14 protein-coding genes and 3 tRNA genes are annotated in these 21,331 nt (G+C 58.4%); 15 read left to right on the top strand and 2 right to left on the bottom strand.

Annotated features, from left to right (window positions below; genetic code table 11):
- Nucleotides 1-12: 12 nt before the first annotated feature.
- Nucleotides 13-849 carry a class I SAM-dependent methyltransferase gene (locus FBZ97_RS14910; protein ID WP_145320419.1) on the bottom strand — a complete coding sequence of 279 codons (837 nt, stop codon included), beginning with the start codon at nucleotides 847-849 and terminating at the stop codon, nucleotides 13-15.
- 302 nt (nucleotides 850-1,151) lie between these two features.
- On the opposite strand from FBZ97_RS14910, the gene FBZ97_RS14915 reads away from it, so the two are divergent.
- The 7 genes from FBZ97_RS14915 to FBZ97_RS14945 all read left to right on the top strand — a co-directional run bounded on the left by FBZ97_RS14915 (nucleotide 1,152) and on the right by FBZ97_RS14945 (nucleotide 15,767).
- Entirely contained in the window at nucleotides 1,152-1,385 is a 234-nt protein-coding gene (locus FBZ97_RS14915) for a hypothetical protein (protein WP_145320417.1), read from the top strand.
- A 103-nt stretch (nucleotides 1,386-1,488) separates the two neighbouring features.
- Nucleotides 1,489-2,667 (top strand): polysaccharide biosynthesis/export family protein, encoded by a 1,179-nt coding sequence (locus tag FBZ97_RS14920; protein WP_145320415.1) that lies wholly within the window; start codon nucleotides 1,489-1,491, stop codon nucleotides 2,665-2,667.
- Nucleotides 2,668-3,009: 342 nt separating this feature from the next.
- Complete coding sequence (locus tag FBZ97_RS14925; RefSeq protein ID WP_145320413.1) at nucleotides 3,010-10,473, top strand: type I polyketide synthase; 7,464 nt, start codon at nucleotides 3,010-3,012, stop codon at nucleotides 10,471-10,473.
- A gap of 62 nt (nucleotides 10,474-10,535) precedes the next feature.
- Nucleotides 10,536-11,894 carry an aminotransferase class I/II-fold pyridoxal phosphate-dependent enzyme gene (locus FBZ97_RS14930; protein ID WP_246661783.1) on the top strand — a complete coding sequence of 453 codons (1,359 nt, stop codon included), beginning with the start codon at nucleotides 10,536-10,538 and terminating at the stop codon, nucleotides 11,892-11,894.
- Between the two features lie 18 nt (nucleotides 11,895-11,912).
- Nucleotides 11,913-12,767 (top strand): SDR family oxidoreductase, encoded by an 855-nt coding sequence (locus FBZ97_RS14935; protein WP_145320407.1) that lies wholly within the window; start codon nucleotides 11,913-11,915, stop codon nucleotides 12,765-12,767.
- Nucleotides 12,768-12,897: 130 nt separating this feature from the next.
- On the top strand, nucleotides 12,898-14,475 hold the full coding sequence (locus tag FBZ97_RS14940; RefSeq protein ID WP_145320404.1) for a sulfatase-like hydrolase/transferase: 1,578 nt from the start codon (nucleotides 12,898-12,900) through the stop codon (nucleotides 14,473-14,475).
- Nucleotides 14,472-15,767 carry a capsular biosynthesis protein gene (locus FBZ97_RS14945; protein ID WP_145320402.1) on the top strand — a complete coding sequence of 432 codons (1,296 nt, stop codon included), beginning with the start codon at nucleotides 14,472-14,474 and terminating at the stop codon, nucleotides 15,765-15,767. The genes FBZ97_RS14940 and FBZ97_RS14945 overlap by 4 nt, the downstream gene beginning before the upstream one ends.
- Before the next feature lie 362 nt (nucleotides 15,768-16,129).
- Here the strand turns inward: FBZ97_RS14945 and FBZ97_RS14950 are convergent.
- A tRNA-Val gene (locus tag FBZ97_RS14950) sits at nucleotides 16,130-16,205 on the bottom strand.
- Between the two features lie 390 nt (nucleotides 16,206-16,595).
- On the opposite strand from FBZ97_RS14950, the gene FBZ97_RS14955 reads away from it, so the two are divergent.
- The 8 genes from FBZ97_RS14955 to FBZ97_RS14990 all read left to right on the top strand — a co-directional run bounded on the left by FBZ97_RS14955 (nucleotide 16,596) and on the right by FBZ97_RS14990 (nucleotide 21,328).
- Nucleotides 16,596-16,672: transfer RNA gene (locus FBZ97_RS14955), tRNA-Asp, on the top strand.
- Nucleotides 16,673-16,720: 48 nt separating this feature from the next.
- Nucleotides 16,721-16,797: transfer RNA gene (locus tag FBZ97_RS14960), tRNA-Asp, on the top strand.
- Nucleotides 16,798-17,055: 258 nt separating this feature from the next.
- Entirely contained in the window at nucleotides 17,056-17,421 is a 366-nt protein-coding gene (locus tag FBZ97_RS14965; RefSeq protein WP_028754004.1) for an NADH-quinone oxidoreductase subunit A, read from the top strand.
- The gene (locus FBZ97_RS14970; protein WP_015339504.1) at nucleotides 17,412-17,993 is read left to right on the top strand and encodes an NADH-quinone oxidoreductase subunit B; all 582 of its coding nucleotides are present in this window, start codon (nucleotides 17,412-17,414) and stop codon (nucleotides 17,991-17,993) included. The genes FBZ97_RS14965 and FBZ97_RS14970 overlap by 10 nt, the downstream gene beginning before the upstream one ends.
- Before the next feature lie 18 nt (nucleotides 17,994-18,011).
- Nucleotides 18,012-18,614 carry an NADH-quinone oxidoreductase subunit C gene (locus tag FBZ97_RS14975; protein WP_069614978.1) on the top strand — a complete coding sequence of 201 codons (603 nt, stop codon included), beginning with the start codon at nucleotides 18,012-18,014 and terminating at the stop codon, nucleotides 18,612-18,614.
- 69 nt (nucleotides 18,615-18,683) lie between these two features.
- Nucleotides 18,684-19,874: an NADH-quinone oxidoreductase subunit D gene (locus FBZ97_RS14980; RefSeq protein WP_113328981.1), complete on the top strand. Its 1,191-nt coding sequence runs from the start codon at nucleotides 18,684-18,686 to the stop codon at nucleotides 19,872-19,874.
- Nucleotides 19,874-20,191: a hypothetical protein gene (locus FBZ97_RS14985; RefSeq protein WP_145320400.1), complete on the top strand. Its 318-nt coding sequence runs from the start codon at nucleotides 19,874-19,876 to the stop codon at nucleotides 20,189-20,191. Before FBZ97_RS14980 ends, FBZ97_RS14985 begins: the two co-directional genes overlap by 1 nt.
- A 15-nt stretch (nucleotides 20,192-20,206) precedes the next feature.
- A complete protein-coding gene (locus FBZ97_RS14990) occupies nucleotides 20,207-21,328 on the top strand; it encodes an NADH-quinone oxidoreductase subunit E (RefSeq protein WP_145320397.1) in 1,122 nt (373 codons plus the stop codon).
- Nucleotides 21,329-21,331: the final 3 nt, after the last annotated feature.

Here is a 21,331-nt window from a genome sequence, read left to right on the forward strand (position 1 = left end):
ATTCGAACCTCGTCAGGCCTCGCTGGGCGCTTTTCGTGCCAGCAGCGAGAAGCTTGGGCCGCCTGGATGGCTTAGATTTTCATCTCGGATGACAACGTCATTGAAGCCGAATGTACGCAGCAGCATCAAGATGTCATCCCTGTGCATCCAAAAGTGCCGGTCCTTCATGCCTCCGCAGAAAGACGCATTGGCATTGGCGTGGTGATAGCTACGTTCGTAATAACGCACCGCAATGCCATCTATCAGTTTCGTCTCCACTTTACCGCTGAAAGGCAGCCAACGCACATCGCCCTCGGGCATTGCGTCCTCAAGGACGAAGTGCGTCCAGATGAAAACCGTATGGGACCGCTTTGCGAGCAAACGAAGAAACTCGCCGGGGTCGGCCATATGATAGAGAACCCCCGATGCAAGCGTTAAGTCGTAGATTTCTTCGCCTTCCGTCAGCCACGCTTGAATGTCGCCGAGCATGAAAGAGGCGGTGTCGATGTTCAGAATCTGCTTGGTGACCAGACACCTTAGAAAACAGAGACGGTTCGCTTCGATCGCATCGATCCGCGCCGGGCGATGGCAATTCAGCATATGGGTATGCATCCCTTCAAGCGGCCCGACTTCGAGAACGGTCCTGCCTTCTATCGATCCGAATGTGTGCAACGCCCAATCGATGCGGTCGTCGGCGTAAAGAGGCAGGTTGCCGGCCTTAAGACCGAATTCCGGCGGGAACGCACAGTTCCATCCTTGAAGCGCATCGATGGCATTTTGGTGCGCTGGCCTGCCTTGCTCGTACTGATCGAATATCTCCAGAGGACTTTTCGATGCTTTCTTCTGGGAGCGCTTTGAAAAACCAAGCATTAATACATAACCTTCATTTCAATCGGCATCCCGCCGATCCGGAGAAGTTCTCGCTTTGGCGTATCGCAGCCCCCAAAAACCGCTTTTTGCCTCGCAGCAAGTTGGCGGAATTTATAAGTGCCGGTGGACAATCGAGGATTGCCGAGACTGATTCGAGGAGCCATTGATGCTATCTCGCTGGAGGCAGAAATTCGGCAAGTACCGATTGTTGTGGTCTGTCATTTCTGCATGGGTTGCGGGTCAGGACTCAACTCCTTTATAGGCAATAGCAATCTTATGAAAAGCGGCACAAGTGCGATTCTGTGGAACTTTATGTCGCTGTTCGGGCGCTTTTTTACTATTGCCGTTACTTAACCGCTCCTTTTTATTTTTCAGAAAATTTTAATTTTAAACCGCAAATAATACTCGTCCAAATTGCTTTAACCGCTTTTGCCCCTTATAAACTCGATCTGATGGGGCGCTTCTTTAAACCCGGGTGTGTTCAGATGATCGCACCTGATATTTTTGATTGTATTCCCGGCGTTTGGGCTTGTTGACGCGCGCCCGTTATGCTTTTCAAGGCGTCGATAGATTTGATGCATTCTATGTCGATGTATGCCATCAGGTAATCACGGCAGCTAATTGGTTTGAGGGTTTCAATTGTTTCGTATTGGCGCCGTACTTTGTTGCGTGGTTCTGGCGGGATGTAATTCCGTTTCGAGCGAAGGTCCGCTGGCTGGCGCTATTGTAAAAGATGCCGGTCAATCCAGTGTCGAATTGGGTCGCAGGAATGCCGCAGTTTTCGACATTGTCGACATCGACAGCCGCAGTGCGCGCCTGGTTTCCGACTATGTTTCCTCCACCTTCAATCGCCGTTTTGGCATGGGCGGTGGCGTCGGTCCGGTCGTCATCGGTGTCGGCGACGCATTGAAGGTCACGATTTTCGAAGCTGGTGCCGATGGCCTGTTTTCGACGGCGCAATCGAAGCAGGTATCGCTCGATATCGTCGTGCAGCCGGACGGCACGGCGGCAATCCCGTATGCCGGCTCGGTTCGATTCGCGGGCAAGACGCTTGACCAGGCTCGCAAGGCAATCCTGGCGGCGCTGGCTACAAAGGCCGTCGAGCCGGATGTCATCGTGACGAGCATGGGTACGCCGTCGCGCACCGTTACGGTTTCGGGCGCCGTTGGCCGTCCTTCCATGGTGCCGCTGGATCTGACCAGGGAAAAGATCACCGAAGTCATCGCCAAGGCCGGTGGCCCCTCGACGCAACCCTATGAAACCTATGTTACGCTGGTTCGCGGCAGCAAGACCGGCACGGTTCTGCTGAAGTCGATCATCGAGCATCCTTCGGAAGATATCTATGTACAGCCGGGCGACCAGATTTTCCTCGTCCGCGATCCGCGAACCTTCACCTTGCTCGGCTCTGTTCGTGGAGACGGCCGTATCGAGTTCGGGGCGAACGATCTGAATCTGCTCGAGGCTGTTGCCCTCGGTCATGGCGCGATCGACGATTCGAGCAATGCCAAGGGCTTCTTCCTGTTCCGCTACGAAGAGCCTGAAATCGCGAAGATTCTGCTCGGCCCCGCCCGTTTCCAGGAGCTGCTGCGCAAGGGAATGGTGCCGGATGCCAAGGGACGCTATCCGATCGTTTATCGGTTCGATATGTCCAATCCCGACAGCCTGATCGTAGGGCAGACCTTCCCGGTCAAGAGCCGCGACGTCATCTACGTGTCGCGCCATCCTTCCGTCGACATCAGGAAGTTCTTGAATCTTATCGGTACGCCGCTAGGCATCGCGTCCCAGGGAGCAGCAACAGCGGTGAATCTGGGGCAGTAATCCTGGAAAAATGAAGGAGCGGCGGTGCCATCTGGTCTCCCTGTGTTCCTATTCGTCGGCGGATGCCGACATCTGTATGATTGTGACGGATCGTGCCTTGTCGGCAACGGAAATTCATCGCGAACTGACTTGTCGAAAACGCGACAATCGTCGCAAGCAATAGCTGCGATCTTCGACTTGGATTGAAGGGTGTAAGAGATCGCATATTGCATCGGTTGTTGCGCTGCCGCATAATGGTTGCACACGCAAATTTTTTGTCGATAACAACCACAGATAATAACGTGCGCAGCTAATATTGAATTTAGCAGTTTGGTGCACTTCTTCGAGTATTGCTGAGAGAACATGACAGTTGAAATTATCGGACGCGCAAGCGTTGCCCCAGGGGCGAGTTCGATTGAAGAACTGCAGCTTGTCCTCAAGGAGGGGCGTTGTACCGTAAGCCGCATACCAGAGGAGCGCTGGGATCTTGCGCGCTTTTGGCATCCGGCTGTTGGTATTCAAGGGAAGACTTACAGTTTTGCAGCTGGCGTCTTCGAGAATGTCTACGCCTTCGATCCAGCGGTTTTCGGCCTTTCCCAGCGCGAAGCGATGCAGATGGATCCGCAGCAGCGCGTTCTTCTGAATATAGTCTGGCGCGCTTTGGAAGATGCAAACTTGCCGCTCGATGGATTCGAGGGGCAGCGCGTCGGCGTCTATGTCGGGGCATCCTCCCTTGAATATGGCAATCTGACGCTGGAAGACCCCGCCTCGGGCAGCCCGTATTTCATGACGGGCAACACGCTTTCCATCGTTTCCAACCGCATCTCGCACATATTCGGATTGCGCGGACCGAGCATGACGATCGACACGGCCTGTTCGTCGTCGCTGGTCGCCCTCGATCAGGCGGTGAAGGCGCTGGAGAGCGGCGAGATCGATACGGCAATCGTCGGCGGCATCAATATCCTGCTCAACCCCATGTCCTTCGTGGGGTTTGCGCAGGCACGCATGCTCTCCCCAGAAGGCCTCTGCCGCGCGTATGACGATAATGGCCGCGGTTATGTCCGCGCAGAGGGCGGTGCGGCGATCGTACTGCGCCGGACGGACGTTGCGCTTCGCGAGAAGGACCGCAGCTATGCCAGGATCCATGCCGTAGGGGTCAATTCTTCGGGACGCACCAACGGCATTTCCATGCCGTCCCGTGAGGCGCAGGCCGCCTTACTTCAGTCGATCTATGAGGGGCACAATATCGACGTCAACCGCATCGCTTTCATCGAGGGCCATGGAACGGGAACGAAGGTCGGCGACCCCGCCGAAATCTGGGCGATCGGCGAAGTCATAGGGCGCAATCGCCGGGCGCCTGTACCGATCGGCTCCATAAAGACGAATATCGGCCATACCGAACCCGCATCCGGCCTTTTCGGGCTGTTGAAGGCCGTGATTGCGCTTGAGAATAATTTCCTTCCGGCTTCGCTGCATTTCGACCATCCGAACGAGTCCATCGACTTCGAGGGATTGAACGTTCGGGTCAACACATCAACGATCGAGCTTCTTCCGGCCAAGCAGGCACGCTTTGCCGGGATCAATTCTTTCGGCTTCGGCGGAACGAACGCTCACGTTGTCGTCAGCGATCCCGATCCGATCGCGCCGCCGGAGCCGCCAATCCGAGGCGAGGGGATCGTTTTTGCCGTCAGCGCTCATACGGCGTCCGCTCTTTCGACGCTGCTCGAAGACTACAGGACCCGTCTTGAAACTGCCGAACCCAAGGAGGCTCGTCAGATCGTTGCTTCCGCTGCTGCCAATCGCGAACCCATGCGTCATCGTTTTGCTGCCCGCGCTAAGGACAGCGCGGCCGTGCTTGCCGCGATCGATGCGCATCTTGCAGGCAGAAATTCAGTCGGCGAGGCAGGTGAAGCTCCGGCGCAGGCCGCCAAGATCGCCTTCGTCTTTTCCGGCAACGGCTCGCAATGGGCGGGAATGGGTGTTGGTGCCTATCAGGAAAACCGCCATTTCCGGCAGTGCTTCCAGTCCTTCAGCGCGCTCTTTGAATATTATCTCGGCGAGAAGCTGACCGATGTGCTCGTCGCTTCCGATCTTGCCGCACGCCTGGCCGATACCAAGATCGCGCAGCCGCTGTTGTTTGCAATCCAGGCTTCTCTTTCGGATTGTCTATGGTCCATGGGGGTCAAGCCCGATGCGGTCTTCGGCCATTCGGTCGGCGAAATCGCAGCCGCTTATGCCGCCAAGGCGCTGACGGCAGCCGAAGCGGTTGCAATCGTCGCCAAGCGCTCGCTGCATCAGGATCTCCTCGCCGGCGAGGGCAAGATGGCTGCCGTGGTGCTTGGCGAGGATGCCGCGCTGGCCTTTGCGAAATCCAAAGGTCTCGACAATATATGTATCGCGGCGATCAATGCTCCGAATTCGGTAACGATCTCCGGTCCGGCCGATGAGATAGAGGCCTACAGGGACGCTGCTCGCAAATCCCAGATCGTCGCGCATGTTCTCGATATCAATTATCCGTTCCATCATCCGATCATCGACCGCGCCAAAGAGGCTTTTTTTGCGGACCTGCCCGATCTCGCACCGGATAGCGGCACGGGAATCTTCATCTCGACGGTAACAGGCGAACTGCGCGACGGGCGCCTGCTGGACACGCAATATTGGTGGCGCAATGTTCGCGATCCCGTGCTCTTCAAGGCGGGTTGTCAGGCCGCGATGGCAATGGGATGCAACCTCTTCATCGAGATTTCGCCGCGCCCGATCCTGTCGAACTATGTGGCGGAGATCGCCAAACAGGCATCGGTTCAGATCATTGCGATACCGACCTTGCTACGGGAAGCGCCTGTTGCCGACCATGATCCGGTTTCGCAATCATTTGCGCGGGCAGTCGCCAATGGAGCGCCTGCGCTGCGTGCCCGCGGCAGTGCCACCCGCAACGCCTTCGTCAAACTTCCGTCTCTGCCTTTCGAGCCACTGGAGCTTCGCACCCCTCCGACGACGGACGAGATCGATATCTTCGGTCGGGATCGCAAGAGCCCATATACGCTGCTCGGTTGGCGCGCCGATCTTAATGGTTCGAATTGGAAGAACCATCTCGATGCCCGTCTCTTCCCGGACCTTGCTGAACATGTGGTCGACGGCAAGGCTATCATGCCAGGTAGTGGTTTCGTCGAGATCGCAGTAACGGCGGCGCAACGCTATTACGGGACGGATGAGGTTGAAATCGGCAATCTCGAAATCATCCGGCCGCTGGAATTGTCCCAAGATCGAATGGTCGAGCTGTCGACCGTCCTGTCGCCTGAGACCGGAGATATCGAGATCCGGTCGCGCGAACGCCTGAGCCATGACGAATGGGCGGTTCACGTGGTTGGACGTTGCCGCAAGCCGCTGGCCGGCGAGGGATACAGCGGATCCCTCGAGCGATCGGGAACAGAGCGCAAATCGACGCTGACCTCCGACGTGACCTACGAAACGGCGGATCGTTTCGGATTGCATTATGGCCCGCATTTCCAGCTTCTGTCGAAAGCCGTGGCATTCGGTCATCATGCGATCGAAGTGGATCTGAAACCGGCTGCCCCGCCGTCTCATCCCTTCGCCAGCTATAATCTCAACCCCATGTCGATCGATGCGGCGTTTCACGGACTCGTCGCATTGTTCGATCAATTCTCCGGCGGCGAAACCGGTGCTCCCTATGTTCCCGTTCGTTTCGGCACCGTGAGAGTTTTCGGCAAGGGAAGGCCGATCGTCAAAGCCGTTATCGAGATCGAGCGGTTCAGCGCGAATTCGATCAAGGCCCGTTTCACCCTGTTCGATGCAGATGCCATGCCGGTCGTCGTTCTTGACGATAGCCGTTTCCGCCGCACACAGCTGCGCCGCAGGGCAACGCTCGAATCCGTCGCTTTTCATTACGAGGGCGTGCCTTCGGCTCTTTTCGCCGGCGAAGACAGAACCGGCGCCGGCAGACGGCGAATTTCATCATACGGCAGCTCAGATGGGAACCATGCACTCAACAATGCAAGTCTTCTTCTTGATGCCGCGATCTATCGGGCCTGCCATAATATCGCGCTGAAGGTTGCGGACCGCAACGGTACCGTCGCATTCTCCGGCCTTCCCGGCGATCCTGAGTTCAGGTCTTTCCTCGTCAATTGCCTCTACATTTTGGAGGACGCCGGCATCGCGGAGACGGGAGACGGCAGGTGGCATGTTCCCCTGGAGCCGACGCTGCCGCCCGTGGCGGAGCTGCTGCAGGAAATCTATCGCGAGGACGCCGGGCGCGTGGCCGAGAGTGTCCTCGTTGGCGATGCCTATCGCGAGACGCTCGAGCATCTGGCGACGATACGCCCGCATGTGCTGGGGCGAGAGCCTGCGGCCCAGGGCGCAAATATGCCGGGTGGGGCGACGTTGGAGCATGTGCTTGTACATTCTCCGTTGAGCCAGAGACGGCTTTCGATGCTGGCAGAGGCATTGGCTTCCTCCATCGAGGCAAATGACGGGCCGATCGGGCACGTTCTTGAGGTCGGCTCGATATCGGTTGCGTTCAGTCGAAAGCTGGCAACGATCGCCGCAGCCTCAGGTGCATGTCTCGTGATCGCTGAGCCGCGCGAGCAAGCCCGTCGAGCATTGGAGATCGCTTTCGAGCGTGACGCGCATGTTATCGTTGCCGATCCCGCCAGGCTGACGGATCACCGTGTCGCCGACATCGTGGTCGTCTCCGGCGATCAGAGCCAGCATCTGATGCGCCACAATGATGAGATCAAGCGGATGGTCCGGTCGGTCGCCGCCAGCGGCGCGCAGCTGCTGCTCGTCGATCGCGCACCGAGCGCCTTCAATGATTTCGTCTTCGGTCTTTCCGAAAGCTGGTTTGCCGATAGCCAGTCGCCGGAATTCCCGGTCGGACGGCTCGGTACGCCCCAGCAGATTGCCGATCTCCTCGGAACTCTGGGCTTTGCCAAGCCTCTGATCCAGGAACAGACTTTCCCCGAAGGTGCGCTGATTACGGTGTCGGCTGTCTCCGAGCGGCAGCCGGCAGAGGATATTGTTGCGGAAGCCGTCGATCCGATCCTGATCTTGTCGGAACAAGGCCGGAAGGGTCTCGGCAAGCTGGGCAAGAATATAGCGATCATCGATCTCGACGCATCGTCTCCGGATATTGTCGACGCTCTCGATGCCATTGACCCGGCTACGCGCCGCGTCGTTTATCTTGCGGATATGAAGCGCGGCGATGCAGCGGAGCTCTCGTTGTCACGTCTCTCCGCCTTCACGCAATTGGCGAACCTGTTGTCTCAGTACGCCGATGGAGCACGGCCTCGAATGGTCATCGTGGCGCCTGGCGGCTCTCCGCTGTCGGCTGGCTCTCTCGATGGTGCCAATGCGGGCCTGTGGGCTTTCGGACGCGTCCTGCAGAATGAATATGATGCCTTTGACGTGCACCTGCTGGATGCCGATATGGCTGGCAGTCGAGCGCTATTGGTGGTCGATACCCTGATGGTCGCGGAAACGGACAATAGGGAATGGTTCCTGGATCGCGCGACCGGAAGGGTCCGGGAAGTCCGAGCTGTGGCTGGTCCCTTCGATGCCATCGAAGCGAGCCGCAGTGATTTCACAGCAGCAACGATCCGCCAGCATGTGAGCGGGCGTCTGGACAGCGTAGCCTGGGAGGAGGCGAGTCTTCCCGTGCCCGACGGGGGCGAAGTTGTCGTCTCCGTCGAAGCCACCGGCCTCAATTTTCGGGATGTCATGTGGTCTATGGGCGTTCTGCCCGAGGAAGCATTGGAAGACGGCTTTGCCGGTGCCACGATCGGCATGGAATTCGCCGGACGAATTCTTGCCGTGGGCGATGCGGTCGATGATCTCAAGCCGGGCGATAGGGTGATGGGGATCGGGCCTGCAGCATTCTCGACTCATGTGCGTGTCCATCGCGATGGCGTGACAAAGCTGCCGGAGCAGATGGAAACCGTTGCTGCCGCCACTGTGCCGGTTGCCTTTCTGACCGCCTATTACGCGATGGTCGAGCTTGGACGCATTCAGTCTGACGAGACCATCCTGATCCATGGAGCTGCCGGCGGCGTCGGTCTGGCTGCACTCCAGATCGCCAAGCACAGGGGAGCGAAGGTGATCGCCACGGCCGGCACAGTCGAGAAGCGCGGCTTCCTTGAAATGCTCGGCGCCGATCACGTGCTTGATTCCCGCTCTCTGGATTTCGTTTCCGGCGTGCGGCGGCTTACGGGCGGCGAGGGTGTCGATCTCGTTCTGAATTCGCTCTTTTCGGAAGCGATGGAACGGAGCATCGAGCTGGTCAAGCCTTTTGGCCGTTTCCTGGAGCTTGGCAAGCGTGATTATTACGCCGACCGCAAGATCGGCCTGCGTCCATTCCGGCGCAATGTCAGCTATTTCGGTATCGATGCCGATCAGCTTCTGGTCAATGTACCCGACCTGACACGGCGCATATTCAGGGAGATCGGTCAGCTTTTCGCCGAAGAAAAGCTGACGCCGCTGCCGTATCGCGCCTTCGCTTTTGACGAGATCGGCAACGCTTTCCGGTTGATGCAGAATGCCGGCCATATCGGCAAGATCGTGGTGCGCCCGCCTGTTGCGCGTGTCGACAGCGTCTTGCGAGCGCCTGCGAAATCTCTGCGTTTCGATGCCGGAGGCGTTTTTCTCGTTGCGGGCGGCATTGGCGGCTTCGGCCTATCCGCCGCCGATTGGCTTGTTTCCAGGGGTGCGCGCCGCATAGCTCTGTGCTCGCGCCGAGGCATTGCCGATACGGAAACGAAAAAGGCGATAGCCGATTGGGCCAGGCGGGGTGTGGTGACGACGCTGCATGCCTGCGATATCACCGATGCTGCCGCGGTTGAGACGCTGCTTGCCTCGCTTCGTTCCGAAGGACCGCTGAAGGGTGTCGTTCATGCCGCCATGGTTCTGGACGACGCGCTGCTCGCCAACCTGACGCCGGAGCGCAATCGTCCCGTTCTCGAGGTCAAGATCCGTGGCGCCGAAAACCTGGATCGCTCGACGCGAGACGACAAGCTGGAGCTTTTCCTGCTGTTCTCCTCGGCAACGACCATGCTCGGCAATCCCGGCCAGGCGAATTATGTGATGGCAAACGGCTACTTGGAGGGCCTGGCGCGTGCGCGCCGCGCTGCCGGTAAGCCCGCGCTCGCCGTCGGTTTCGGCGCCATCGCCGACAAGGGCTTCCTTGCCCGCAATATCGAGGTCAATGATCTCCTTTCCAAGCGCATCGGCAAGGCTGCGCTGAAGGCACGCGATGCTCTGGAGCAGGTGGAGCGTTATATGCTGGCGGATAGAGGCGCGATCGATGCAGCGGCGGTCATGATCGCCGAGATCGATTGGAATGCCGTGCGCCTGCTGCCGATCTCAGGCCGGTCGCTGTTCGAGCCGCTGATGCGCCATGCAGGCAGTCATCAGGTCTTCAACGAGGGAGACAACGTCGATCTCAGGGAGCTGATCAGGGGGAAGTCGGAAGGGGAGGCTCAGGCCGCACTGCATGCGCTCATCGCTGCGGAGATTGCCGCCATCTTGCGCGTGACGGAAGACACGGTGACGCCTGACAAGGTGTTGAAGGATATCGGGCTCGATAGCCTGATGGCCATGGAGCTCGGCATGAGCTTCCAGCAGAAGACCGGCTTCGATATTCCTCTGAGCGGCGTAGGCGAGGGTACCACCGTGGGCGATGTCGTCAGCCGCTTGCGTGATCGTGTCATGAATCGCAATGGTGATGATGCTAATGGTGACGCAGCGGGTGATGACGGCGTGGTCGAGCGTCTGGCGCGCAGCCATGCCTCAGACCAGGAAAAAAGGGCCGTCCAGTGACCACGTATAATGCCGATGATGGCAATCCGGCGGAGCGGAAGAAGAGCAAGCTGCTCGAACAGATGCGCCGAGTTGGCGAATCCTCCGGCCGCAATCGGACCGAACGGCTGAACCGGCAACCGCAGGCACAGCCGCGCCAGGTGACGCGCTTCGAGGATCTGCCGGAATACAAGCGCGTCGCAACGCAGCGCATTGCGGGGGAATTGCTTGGCGTTGCCAATCCCTTCTACCGATCGCATGATGCCGCTGCGGGAGCAACGACACGCATCGGCGGGCGCGAGTTCGTCAATTTTGCTTCTTATGACTATCTGGCGACCAATACCGATCCGCATGTCGCCGCACGTGCGAAAGAAGCGATCGACCGCTTCGGAATTTCGGCGTCGGCAAGTCGCCTCGTGGCAGGAGAGCGACCTGGTCACGTCGAGCTCGAGCGCAGGCTCGCCGCAGTCTATGGCGTCGATGCCGCCGTCTGCTTCGTCAGCGGCTACCTGACCAATGTTGCCGCAATCGGCTGCCTGATGGGGCCGCAGGATCTCGTGATCCACGACGAATTCATTCATAACAGTGCGCTTGCCGGCATCAAGCTTTCCGGCGCGGCACGCCGGCTGTTTCAGCATAATGATGTCGAGAATCTCGAAAATATCCTGAAGACGCTCTCATCGGATTTTCGGCGCATCCTCGTTATCGTCGAAGGCATCTATTCGATGGATGGCGATATCGCCGATCTCCCGGCCCTGCTGGAATTGAGGGCGCGCTACGGTTTTTGGCTGATGGTCGACGAAGCGCATGCGCTTGGCATTCTTGGCAAGACGGGCCGCGGCACGTTCGAGCATTTCGATCTCGATCCGCGTGATGTCGATATCTGGATGGGCACGCTGTCGAAGACGACCTCCAGCTGTGGCGGCTATATTGCCGGCAGCAGCGCACTTGCCGATATTCTAAAAGCGGAAGCCGGCGGTTTCGTTTACAGCGTCGGTCTCTCACCGGTTCTCGCCGCCGCCGCCATTGCTGGCCTCGATATCCTCAAATCCGAACCGGAGCGAACCGAACGCCTCAGGCGTAACGGCCATCTTTTTCTCGAAGAAGCAGAGGCGGCGGGTCTCGATACCGGCCTCAGCATGGGCCATTCGGTGGTGCCCGTGATCGTCGGCGATTCGCTTCGTGCGGCGCAGCTTTCGAACGACCTGCTCGCCGAAGGCATCAATGTGCTGCCTATCATCCATCCGGCGGTGCCGGAAGGCATGGCGCGGCTCCGCTTCTTCATCACCTGCAATCACACCGAGGAACAGATCCGGCGGGCGGTCGCGCTCACGGCCGAAAAACTCAAGAGTTTGGAGGACCGCAATTTCGGTCTTGCCTCGCTGGATATGGACAAGATGATGCAGCTGCTGCCCCTGGCTCAGGCTCCAGGCGGCTCATAAGTTCGGGGCGGTCGTCTCATGCACGTTATCGTCACGGGAGGTTCAAGCGGAATTGGTCTGGCGGTAGCGAAGCTTTATGCGGCCAGGGGCGCTCGAGTTTCGCTTCTTGCCCGCGATGTGGGGCGGCTCGAAGCGGCGCGCGCCGAAATCGCAGCGCTTCCCGGTGTCGACGGCGCCTTCATCCGGGCGGCTTCCGCTGATGTGGCCTCGGCCGAACAGACCGCGGAGGCGGTAAAGCTTTGCGAGGCGTCCCTTGGTCCGTGTGATATCCTCATAACTTCTGCGGGTATCGTCGAGCCTCGCGCCTTCGATGCAATGCCGGCATCGGTTTTCGATGAGCAGATATCCATCAATGTCGTCGGGACGGCCAATGCGGTTCGCGCTGTTTATAAAGGCATGAAGAGCCGGCGCGGCGGCCGGATCATGATGATCTCTTCGGGCGCTGCCTTGATCGGTATCTTCGGCTACACCGCCTATTGCGCATCCAAATCTGCGTTGGAGGGTTTTGCCGAAGCTTTGAGTGCCGAGGCTGGTGCTTCGGGCGTAAAGATTTCGATCTGCTTTCCGCCCGATACGATGACGCCGCAATATCGCCGGGAAATCTCGCTCAGGCCTCGCGAGGCGGAGGTGGTGATGGGGGCCGTCAAACCGTGGAGCGCGGAGGCGGTCGCGGCAAAAATCGTCCACGGGCTGGATCGTGGCAAGCAGAGAATCCATTTCGGATTTTCGCTGACGGCGCTTGCATTTTTCGGACCATTGATAAAACCGCCGCTGCTATGGTGGTTTTCGCGCACGACGCGAAAAATATTTGGTGGGGAGGGGGCGCGCGGTCTTGCCGATACCGCCGAGCAAGGCTTTGATAGTGATAAGTAATACGAAACAACTACCGGTGTTGCGCTGTCGGTGAAACACGTGCAAGAGAAGGTAAGTCAGGGAATTGGCGGCCCGTTCCTCGCGGATATGAGAATGTTATAGAGGCGGCGGGCATTTGGATGGCGCAATCTTGAAGCTTCATGATTTTCCAGTTCTTTTGACGCTCGCCTGCTTCGCGTTTTCCTGCGTCATCGTCCTGCTGACTGATCCTTTCGCAATGCCGGCTGCTGTCACCGCCGAGAATCGCCCGAAAAGAAGCTGGCGGCGGGTAGCCTGCGACTGGGCGGCGAGGATTCCGGTTATCATATTGATCTATGTCGCCTTCTTCGCCATCTCCTGGCGCCCGCTCTACAGCACGCAGGCTGTCATCAGCTTCTTCGTCATCTTCACGGGCATATCGAGGGCGAAGTTCGAGTTTATCCGTGAGCCTCTGGTTTTTTCGGACATCGCGCTCGTCGTAGATGTCTTCAAATACAAGGAGATCTTCTACGCGACTTCGCTGAACATTGTCTTCTGGATCATCGCCTTTGCTTATGTTTTCGGCCTCAGCGGCCTCTACATGTATCTCGAGCCGTCGGTTTTGCCTTCGTCGAACCAATTGCTGTGGGTCATGTTGATGTTGGTGGTTGCCTTCGCGCCATGGCTCGCGCTGTTCAGCAGGGTCGTCAGCGAACCGGTCTGTCGTTTCACACAGAAGTTTCTCGGTAGGGTTGATGTGAAGATCGATACGGTGCGGTTTGGCACATTCGCTTCCGTCGTCTTTCATTTCGTCATCTGGGTTGGTGTCCGGCGCGAGGCGATCGTCTCGGAATTGTCCGGGCGCTTCATGTCGGCGCTTCAGGAGCTTTGGGACCATGGTGAAGACGAACCGCTCATCGTCGTCTGGCAATCCGAATCCTTCATCGACCTCAGACATTTCGGCGTCGACAATATCAAGCTTCCCAATCTCGACCGCCTGCGTGAGCAGGCCGCGCAATGGGGCCGCATGACCAGCGTCTTCGAGGGTGGTTATACGCTGCGAACCGAATTTGCCGTCTTGAGTGGGCTACTGCCCGAAAATGTGCATATCGATGCCAGCTACCCCTATCTGCGCGCCAGCCACTATAAGGATGTGGTCTGGCCGGCGCGGCTGAAGAAGGCGGGCTGGAAGACGCAGTTCATCCATCCCTACGACAAGACATTCTTCCTTCGCCATAAGGCATTGCCGCAGCTCGGCTTCGACCGGATGATGATGCTGGACGAGTTTGATCACAATCCGGAACGCGATGGACCCTATGTCAGCGATCTCTCGCTGACCAAGAGTGTGATTCGGACGATCGACGACGATGGCGTGGGCAAGAATTTCCTCTTTGTCGCATCCATGGCGAACCATGGCCCCTGGGAGCCGGGCCGCTGCGGCGACCTCGTCAATCCGGTGGATATCTATGGCGAGCTCCTGATGCGCGCCGATCATGCACTCGGCAATCTCGCCCATCACCTCGACAGGCTGGATCGCCCGGTCTGGCTGCTCTTCTATGGTGATCATGCGCCCTTGCTGAAAGCCTTTGCCGATCCTTTCCCCGATCCGCGCACCGATTACGTCATCGTTCCGTTAGGCCGCGCGCGCGCCCATTCGCAAAGGCCGCAGCCACCGCAGGAAGAGGCGCCCTGGAATCTGATCGGCACATTGCTGCACTATGCCGGACTTGCCACCGAGGTCGCGGAATGATGCCCAATGGGGAAGGGGTCACGCGCCCGCGCGTCTTCCTCTTCCTGCAGGGCCCATCCTCGCCTTTGTTCGTTGAGACTGCCAGGATATTGGAAAAGGCTGGCGGCCGCTGCATCCGCATCAACTTGAATGCCGGGGATTGGATTTCTTGGCGCTGCCGCGGCGCCTCCAATTATCGCGGCGGTTTTGCCAGATGGCGCGCCTATGTCAGGCAGCGAATCGAGGCCGAGAACGTCACCGACCTGATCCTGCACGGCGAGGAGCGCCCCTACCATAAGGTTGCCATCGAGGAGGCGCGGCGTGCCGGCGTCACCGTCAATGTCGTCGAGATGGGATATTTGCGGCCTGACTGGGTGACGCTCGAGCGAGATGGCCTCTCCTCCAATTCGCACTTTCCGGCCGATCCTGCCCATATATTGAAAGCAGCGTCCAAGCTGCCGGAGCCGGAGTGGAAACGCCGCTACAATCAAACTTTCCTGGCGGAAGCCCTTTATGATCTCGCCTATTATCTCCCGACCGTCTTTCTGTGGTTCCTCTATCCAGGCTATCGGCGGCACGGGCTCTACCATCCCCTAATGGAATACGCCGGCTGGCTGAGGAAACTTCCTTTCAGGGGCAGGAGGGCACGAGAGGCAGAGGGTGTGATCAAGGATCTGATTGCCGCCGGCAAGCGCTTCTTCGTCTATCCGCTACAGCTTCAGACCGATTTTCAGTTGCGAGCGCACTCGCCCTTCCATCAGCAGCAGGATGCTATCCGGTTGATTCTTCGTTCCTTCACGGAGCATGCCGCGCCGGATATGCATCTCGTCTTAAAGCTCCATCCGCTCGACAACGGGCTCGTGGACTGGCGAGCCTATATCGAGCACATAGGCGCCTCATGCGGATTGTCATCTCGCATCCATCTGATCGATGGCGGCAATCTCGATCGGTTGATTGCCGCCGGCCAGGGCATGGTGACGGTCAACTCGACGGCGGCGCTTTCCGCGCTGCAGGCTGGGAAGCCGGTCAAAGCGCTGGGAGCGGCGATCTACGATATCGATGGTTTGAGCGATCAAGGTAGCCTGGATCGATTCTGGTGGGAGCCGATACCGCCGTCGCCGGAGCTATGCAGCGCATTTTTTCGCCTGCTGGCAGCGGCGGTACAGGTACGCGGCAACTTTTGCTCGCGCGAGGGCGCGCGCGCCGCCGCCGCGCAGATCGCGGGGAGACTGCTGTCGCGGACGGTCAACCTGCCGGATGCCTACATCGAGCCGCCGCCAAGGCAGCGACCGATGAAATTTCATGTGCCGTAATGAAGGCGCAATGGGATGGAAGAGGAATTGTTGCCCCTGCGAGGGTCTTCAGGCTGAAATTGACAACGAGGCCACTTACATGTGGACTGATACAGAACTCAGCGCAGCGATTCGACACTGGGAATGAATGTGGATAACGGTTTGCCGGGAGCAAACGCGATGGATGACAGCAAGATGGAACGATTCATGTTGAAGGAGCTGCTTGTTATCATAGCAGCCCTCGTGCTTGTTTCCGTCGTGCTTCTGGCCGTCATCATTCTCGGCAACTACTGAGCCACAGGTGTCGGGCGGACAAAGGCGTTCATCGTGATTGCTGCCTACAACCGCCGATCATTCAAACTGACAATCAAATATGTGGAGAATGGTGGGCGATGAGAGACTCGAACTCCCGACATCCTCGGTGTAAACGAGGCGCTCTACCAACTGAGCTAATCGCCCTTCTGCGAAGCGGGTCGTTGGCCCGCCGCGTTCGGTGGCCGTGATCTATGCGGAACGACGACAAACCGCAAGAGTGTTTGTGAAGATTTTTTGATTTTTTTGAATTTTACACTCTCCGGCCGTCGTCATCCACATGAGCAGATGTGAGGCTTGCTGGATTGCTCCTGTGCATATCAGGCGCGAATGAAATGCGTGGGGCGGGAACCTGCCATGTTAAATCGCCGGAACGGAAAGTTGCGGGCGAGCTTGTCCAAAACAATTCGCACTCTGTCATCGATTTGTATTCAAACCTGCTTGACACCCAAACACGAACCCCGTAGTTAGCCGCTCATCGAACGGCGAGGGCCGCTTTGATGGGTGCGGAAGCATCTGGAATGCTTGAAATGAAATGCGGGTGTAGCTCAGTCGGTTAGAGTGCCGGCCTGTCACGCCGGAGGTCGCGGGTTCGAGCCCCGTCACTCGCGCCATTTCAAGGCAAATTTCGGATCTGCACCGGCTGAAAGGCCAAACAATGCGCGGGTGTAGCTCAGTCGGTTAGAGTGCCGGCCTGTCACGCCGGAGGTCGCGGGTTCGAGCCCCGTCACTCGCGCCATTCTCTCCAAGCCATTACAATCAAACATCAATTTATTGCGATTGCGAAGAAGCCTTTTCGCGCCAGCGCTGATTTGTCGCGTTGCCGTCGCAACACATTGATATCTACCGCTCGATAGTACCCTAACAGACAGATTCAAAAGGCTTGCGCGCGCGCTCCGCCTGCGCTAACCACGGCTCTGTTGCAACGCTCTTTCGCTTGCTGGGCATTTGCTCAGATGCGCCGCCCCGGCGCTGATCGCAAGCAGGGATGGACATGATGACTGGACTGCTCAGTTCCTATATTCCGATAGCGATTTTCATTGGTATTGCCGTGGTAATCGGCTTGGCGCTGTTGATCACGCCGTTCGCCGTCGCCTTCAAGGCGCCCGACTCGGAAAAGCTGTCGGCTTACGAATGCGGCTTCAATGCATTCGATGACGCCCGCATGAAGTTCGATATCCGCTTCTATCTCGTATCGATTCTCTTCATCATCTTCGATCTGGAAGTCGCCTTTCTTTTCCCGTGGGCCGTATCCTTCGGCGCCATCGGCTGGTTCGGGTTCTGGTCGATGATGGTGTTCCTCGCGGTGCTGACCATCGGCTTTATCTATGAATGGAAGAAGGGAGCCCTGGAATGGGAGTAGCCCCAAGCAACACGACGCTCGTGGCGCCACAGCCGAAGGGGATCATCGATCCCGCAACCGGCCGGCCGGTCGGCAGCAACGATCCGTTCTTCGGCGAAATCAACAACGAGCTCGCCGACAAGGGTTTTCTGGTCACCTCCACAGATGAGCTGATCAACTGGGCCCGTACCGGTTCCTTGATGTGGATGACTTTCGGACTTGCCTGCTGCGCTGTCGAGATGATGCAGGTTTCCATGCCGCGTTATGACGTGGAGCGCTTCGGTTTTGCGCCGCGCGCGTCGCCGCGCCAGTCCGACGTCATGATCGTCGCCGGCACGCTCACCAACAAGATGGCGCCCGCGCTTCGCAAGGTTTATGACCAGATGCCTGAGCCGCGTTACGTCATTTCGATGGGTTCCTGCGCCAACGGCGGCGGCTACTATCACTATTCCTATTCCGTCGTTCGCGGATGCGACCGTGTCGTTCCGATCGACATCTATATTCCGGGCTGTCCTCCCACGGCGGAGGCACTGCTTTACGGCGTGCTTCTGCTGCAGAAGAAGATCCGGCGCACTGGCACGATCGAACGGTAAGGCAGGGGACAAGGTACTATGAGTGAAGCCCTGAACGAACTCGCAGCCTACCTCACGGAAGTTCGCAGCGCCCTGATTTCCTCGAGCGAGATCAAGTATGGCGAGCTGAACGTGACGACGACGACCGAAAACGTTATCGCCCTGCTGACCTTTCTGCGTGACGACGCCAAGTGCGGTTTCGTCAACATGACGGATATTTGCGGCGTCGACTGGCCGCAGCGCGCCGAGCGTTTTGACGTGGTATACCATCTGCTGTCGCCCAAGAAGAACCTGCGCATTCGCGTCAAGGTTCCCGTCGGCGAAGATCAGCCCGTTCCCTCCGCTTGCGGCGTCTATCCCGGTGCCGATTGGTTCGAGCGTGAAACCTGGGACATGTACGGCGTTCTCTTCACCGGCCACCCGGATCTGCGCCGCCTGCTGACGGATTATGGTTTCGAAGGCCATCCGCTGCGCAAGGACTTCCCGACGACCGGTTTCGTCGAGGTTCGTTATGACGACGCCGCCAAGCGCGTTGTCTACGAGCCAGTGGAACTGAAGCAGGAATTCCGCAACTTCGACTTTTTGTCTCCATGGGAGGGCACCGATTATGTGCTGCCCGGCGACGAGAAGGCGAAGGCATAATTTGATGGCGTGTGGCGGGCTTTCCAGCCTGCCATCCTCTGACATTCTGAAAACGCGAGCATCGCCGCCATGACAGAACATAACGTTCGCAACTTCAACATCAATTTCGGCCCGCAGCACCCGGCTGCGCACGGCGTTTTGCGTCTTGTCCTCGAACTGGACGGCGAAATTGTGGAACGCGTCGATCCGCATATCGGCCTGCTGCATCGCGGCACTGAAAAGCTGATCGAATCGAAGACTTATCTTCAGGCTGTTCCTTATTTCGACCGCCTCGACTACGTGGCGCCGATGAACCAGGAACACGCCTATGCGCTGGCCGTCGAAAAGCTGCTCGGCATCGATATCCCGATCCGCGGTCAGCTGATCCGCGTGCTCTATTCGGAAATCGGCCGTATCTTGTCGCATCTCCTCAACGTCACGACCCAAGCAATGGACGTCGGCGCGCTGACGCCGCCGCTCTGGGGCTTCGAAGAGCGCGAAAAGCTGATGGTGTTCTATGAGCGTGCCTCCGGCTCGCGCATGCACGCAGCGTACGTCCGTCCGGGTGGCGTTCACCAGGATCTTCCCGAAAAGCTCGTGCAGGATATTGGCGACTGGTGCGATCCCTTCCTGAAGGCGCTCGACGATATCGACGACCTCCTGACCGGTAACCGTATCTTCAAGCAGCGTAACGTCGATATCGGCGTAGTCTCGCTGGAAGACTGTTGGGCCTGGGGCTTCTCCGGCGTCATGGTCCGCGGCTCGGGTGCTGCTTGGGACTTGCGCAAGGCACAGCCTTACGAATGCTACGCCGATCTCGAATTCGACATTCCGATCGGCAAGAACGGCGACTGCTACGACCGTTACCTCATCCGCATGATCGAAATGCGCGAAGCCGTCCGCATCATGAAGCAGTGTGTCAATCGCCTGCTGGGTGATGCCAAGACCGGACCGGTTTCGTCGCTCGATGGTAAGGTCGTTCCGCCGAAGCGCGGCGAGATGAAGCGCTCGATGGAAGCGCTGATCCACCACTTCAAGCTTTACACCGAAGGCTATCACGTGCCGGCCGGCGAGGTTTATGCGGCTGTCGAAGCGCCGAAGGGCGAATTCGGCGTCTACCTCGTCTCGGACGGTTCCAACAAGCCGTATCGCTGCAAGATCCGTGCGCCGGGCTATGCGCATCTGCAGGCCATGGACTTCATGTGCCGCGGTCACCAGCTCGCCGACGTCGCGGCCGTGCTCGGCTCGCTCGATATCGTATTCGGTGAGGTGGATCGTTGATGCGAGCCTGGCAGGTCCTCATTCCAGCGCTTCTCGTCGCCTGCGGTGCTTCGGCACAGCAGACCGGCAAGACGCAGGGCCTGCCGAGCATCAACCTGCAGAATTCGAATTCGATCAATTCGAATTCTGCGAAAAGTGGAAGCGAGGTTACGTCGGGCGGAGATTCGACCATGGCTGACCTCCTTTCCCGCGGTTACGAGATCAAGGCCGCTGTGCCGAATGGCGGCAAGTTTGTTGTGTTTATGCAGAAAGACCAGTCGGCCTATGCCTGCGAATTCTCGTCTCTGACGAATACGCGGTGTGGGTCCTTAAACTGAGATAAGGCGTGAAAGATGTCCGTTCGTCGACTAGCCGAAGATCAATTCCAGCCTGCCGCCTTCGCTTTCAATGCGGAGAATGCGGTCTGGGCTGAAAAGACGATTCAGAAATATCCTGATGGTCGTCAGCAATCCGCGATCATCCCGCTGATGATGCGTGCGCAGGAGCAGGAAGGCTGGGTCACCAAGGCGGCTATCGAAACGATCGCCGACATGCTCGACATGGCCTATATCCGCGCGCTCGAAGTCGCGACTTTCTATACACAGTTCCAGCTGCACCCGGTCGGTACGCGCGCCCACGTTCAAGTCTGTGGCACGACGCCCTGCATGCTGCGCGGCGCCGAGGGGCTGATCAAGGTCTGCAAGAGCCGGATCAACGATCACGCTTTCGAGCGCAATGCCGACGGTACGCTCTCCTGGGAAGAAGTCGAATGTCAGGGCGCCTGCGTCAACGCACCGATGGTGGTGATCGGCAAGGATACCTATGAGGATCTGACGCCGGCACGTCTCGAAGAAATCATCGATGCATTCGCCGCAGGCAAGGGCCATGAGATTCAGACCGGCCCGCAGATCGATCGCGTTTTCTCCGCTCCGGAAGGCGGCTTGACGTCGCTGCTTTCGGATGAGGCGAAGGCAAAGAGTGTCGCAAGCAAGAGGGCCAAGGCCACTGCTGACGCCGTATCGATCCCGCCGTCGGAAGCCGGCCGTGCAAAAAGCACGGATGCCGAAACCAATCCCAGCCTGAAGACGCCGGCGACGGCGCCGAAGGAAGCAGCCAAGAATGCCAAAGCGGCCGAAACGCAGCCGCTTTCGGGCACTGCAGCCGCGGAACCCGCTGCCGGAAAGCCGTCGCTCGACGACAAAAATCGTCCCGCCGGTGTCGAAAGACCCGCGCAGCCGGACAATCTGCAGCTCATTTCAGGCGTTGGCCCGAAGATCGAAGGGACCTTGCATGAGCTCGGTATCTTCACCTTCACGCAGATTGCCAGCTGGAATGAGGCCGAGCGTCATTGGGTCGACGGCTATCTGAATTTCAAGGGCCGGATCGAGCGCGACGACTGGGTCAGGCAGGCTGAGGCACTCGCTAAGGGTGGCGAAGCGGAATATATCAAGGTCTTCGGCAAGAAGCCGCGGTAAGAG

The organism is Rhizobium sp. ERR 942, from assembly GCF_007828395.1.
Classification (GTDB): Bacteria; Pseudomonadota; Alphaproteobacteria; order Rhizobiales; family Rhizobiaceae; genus Rhizobium; species Rhizobium dioscoreae.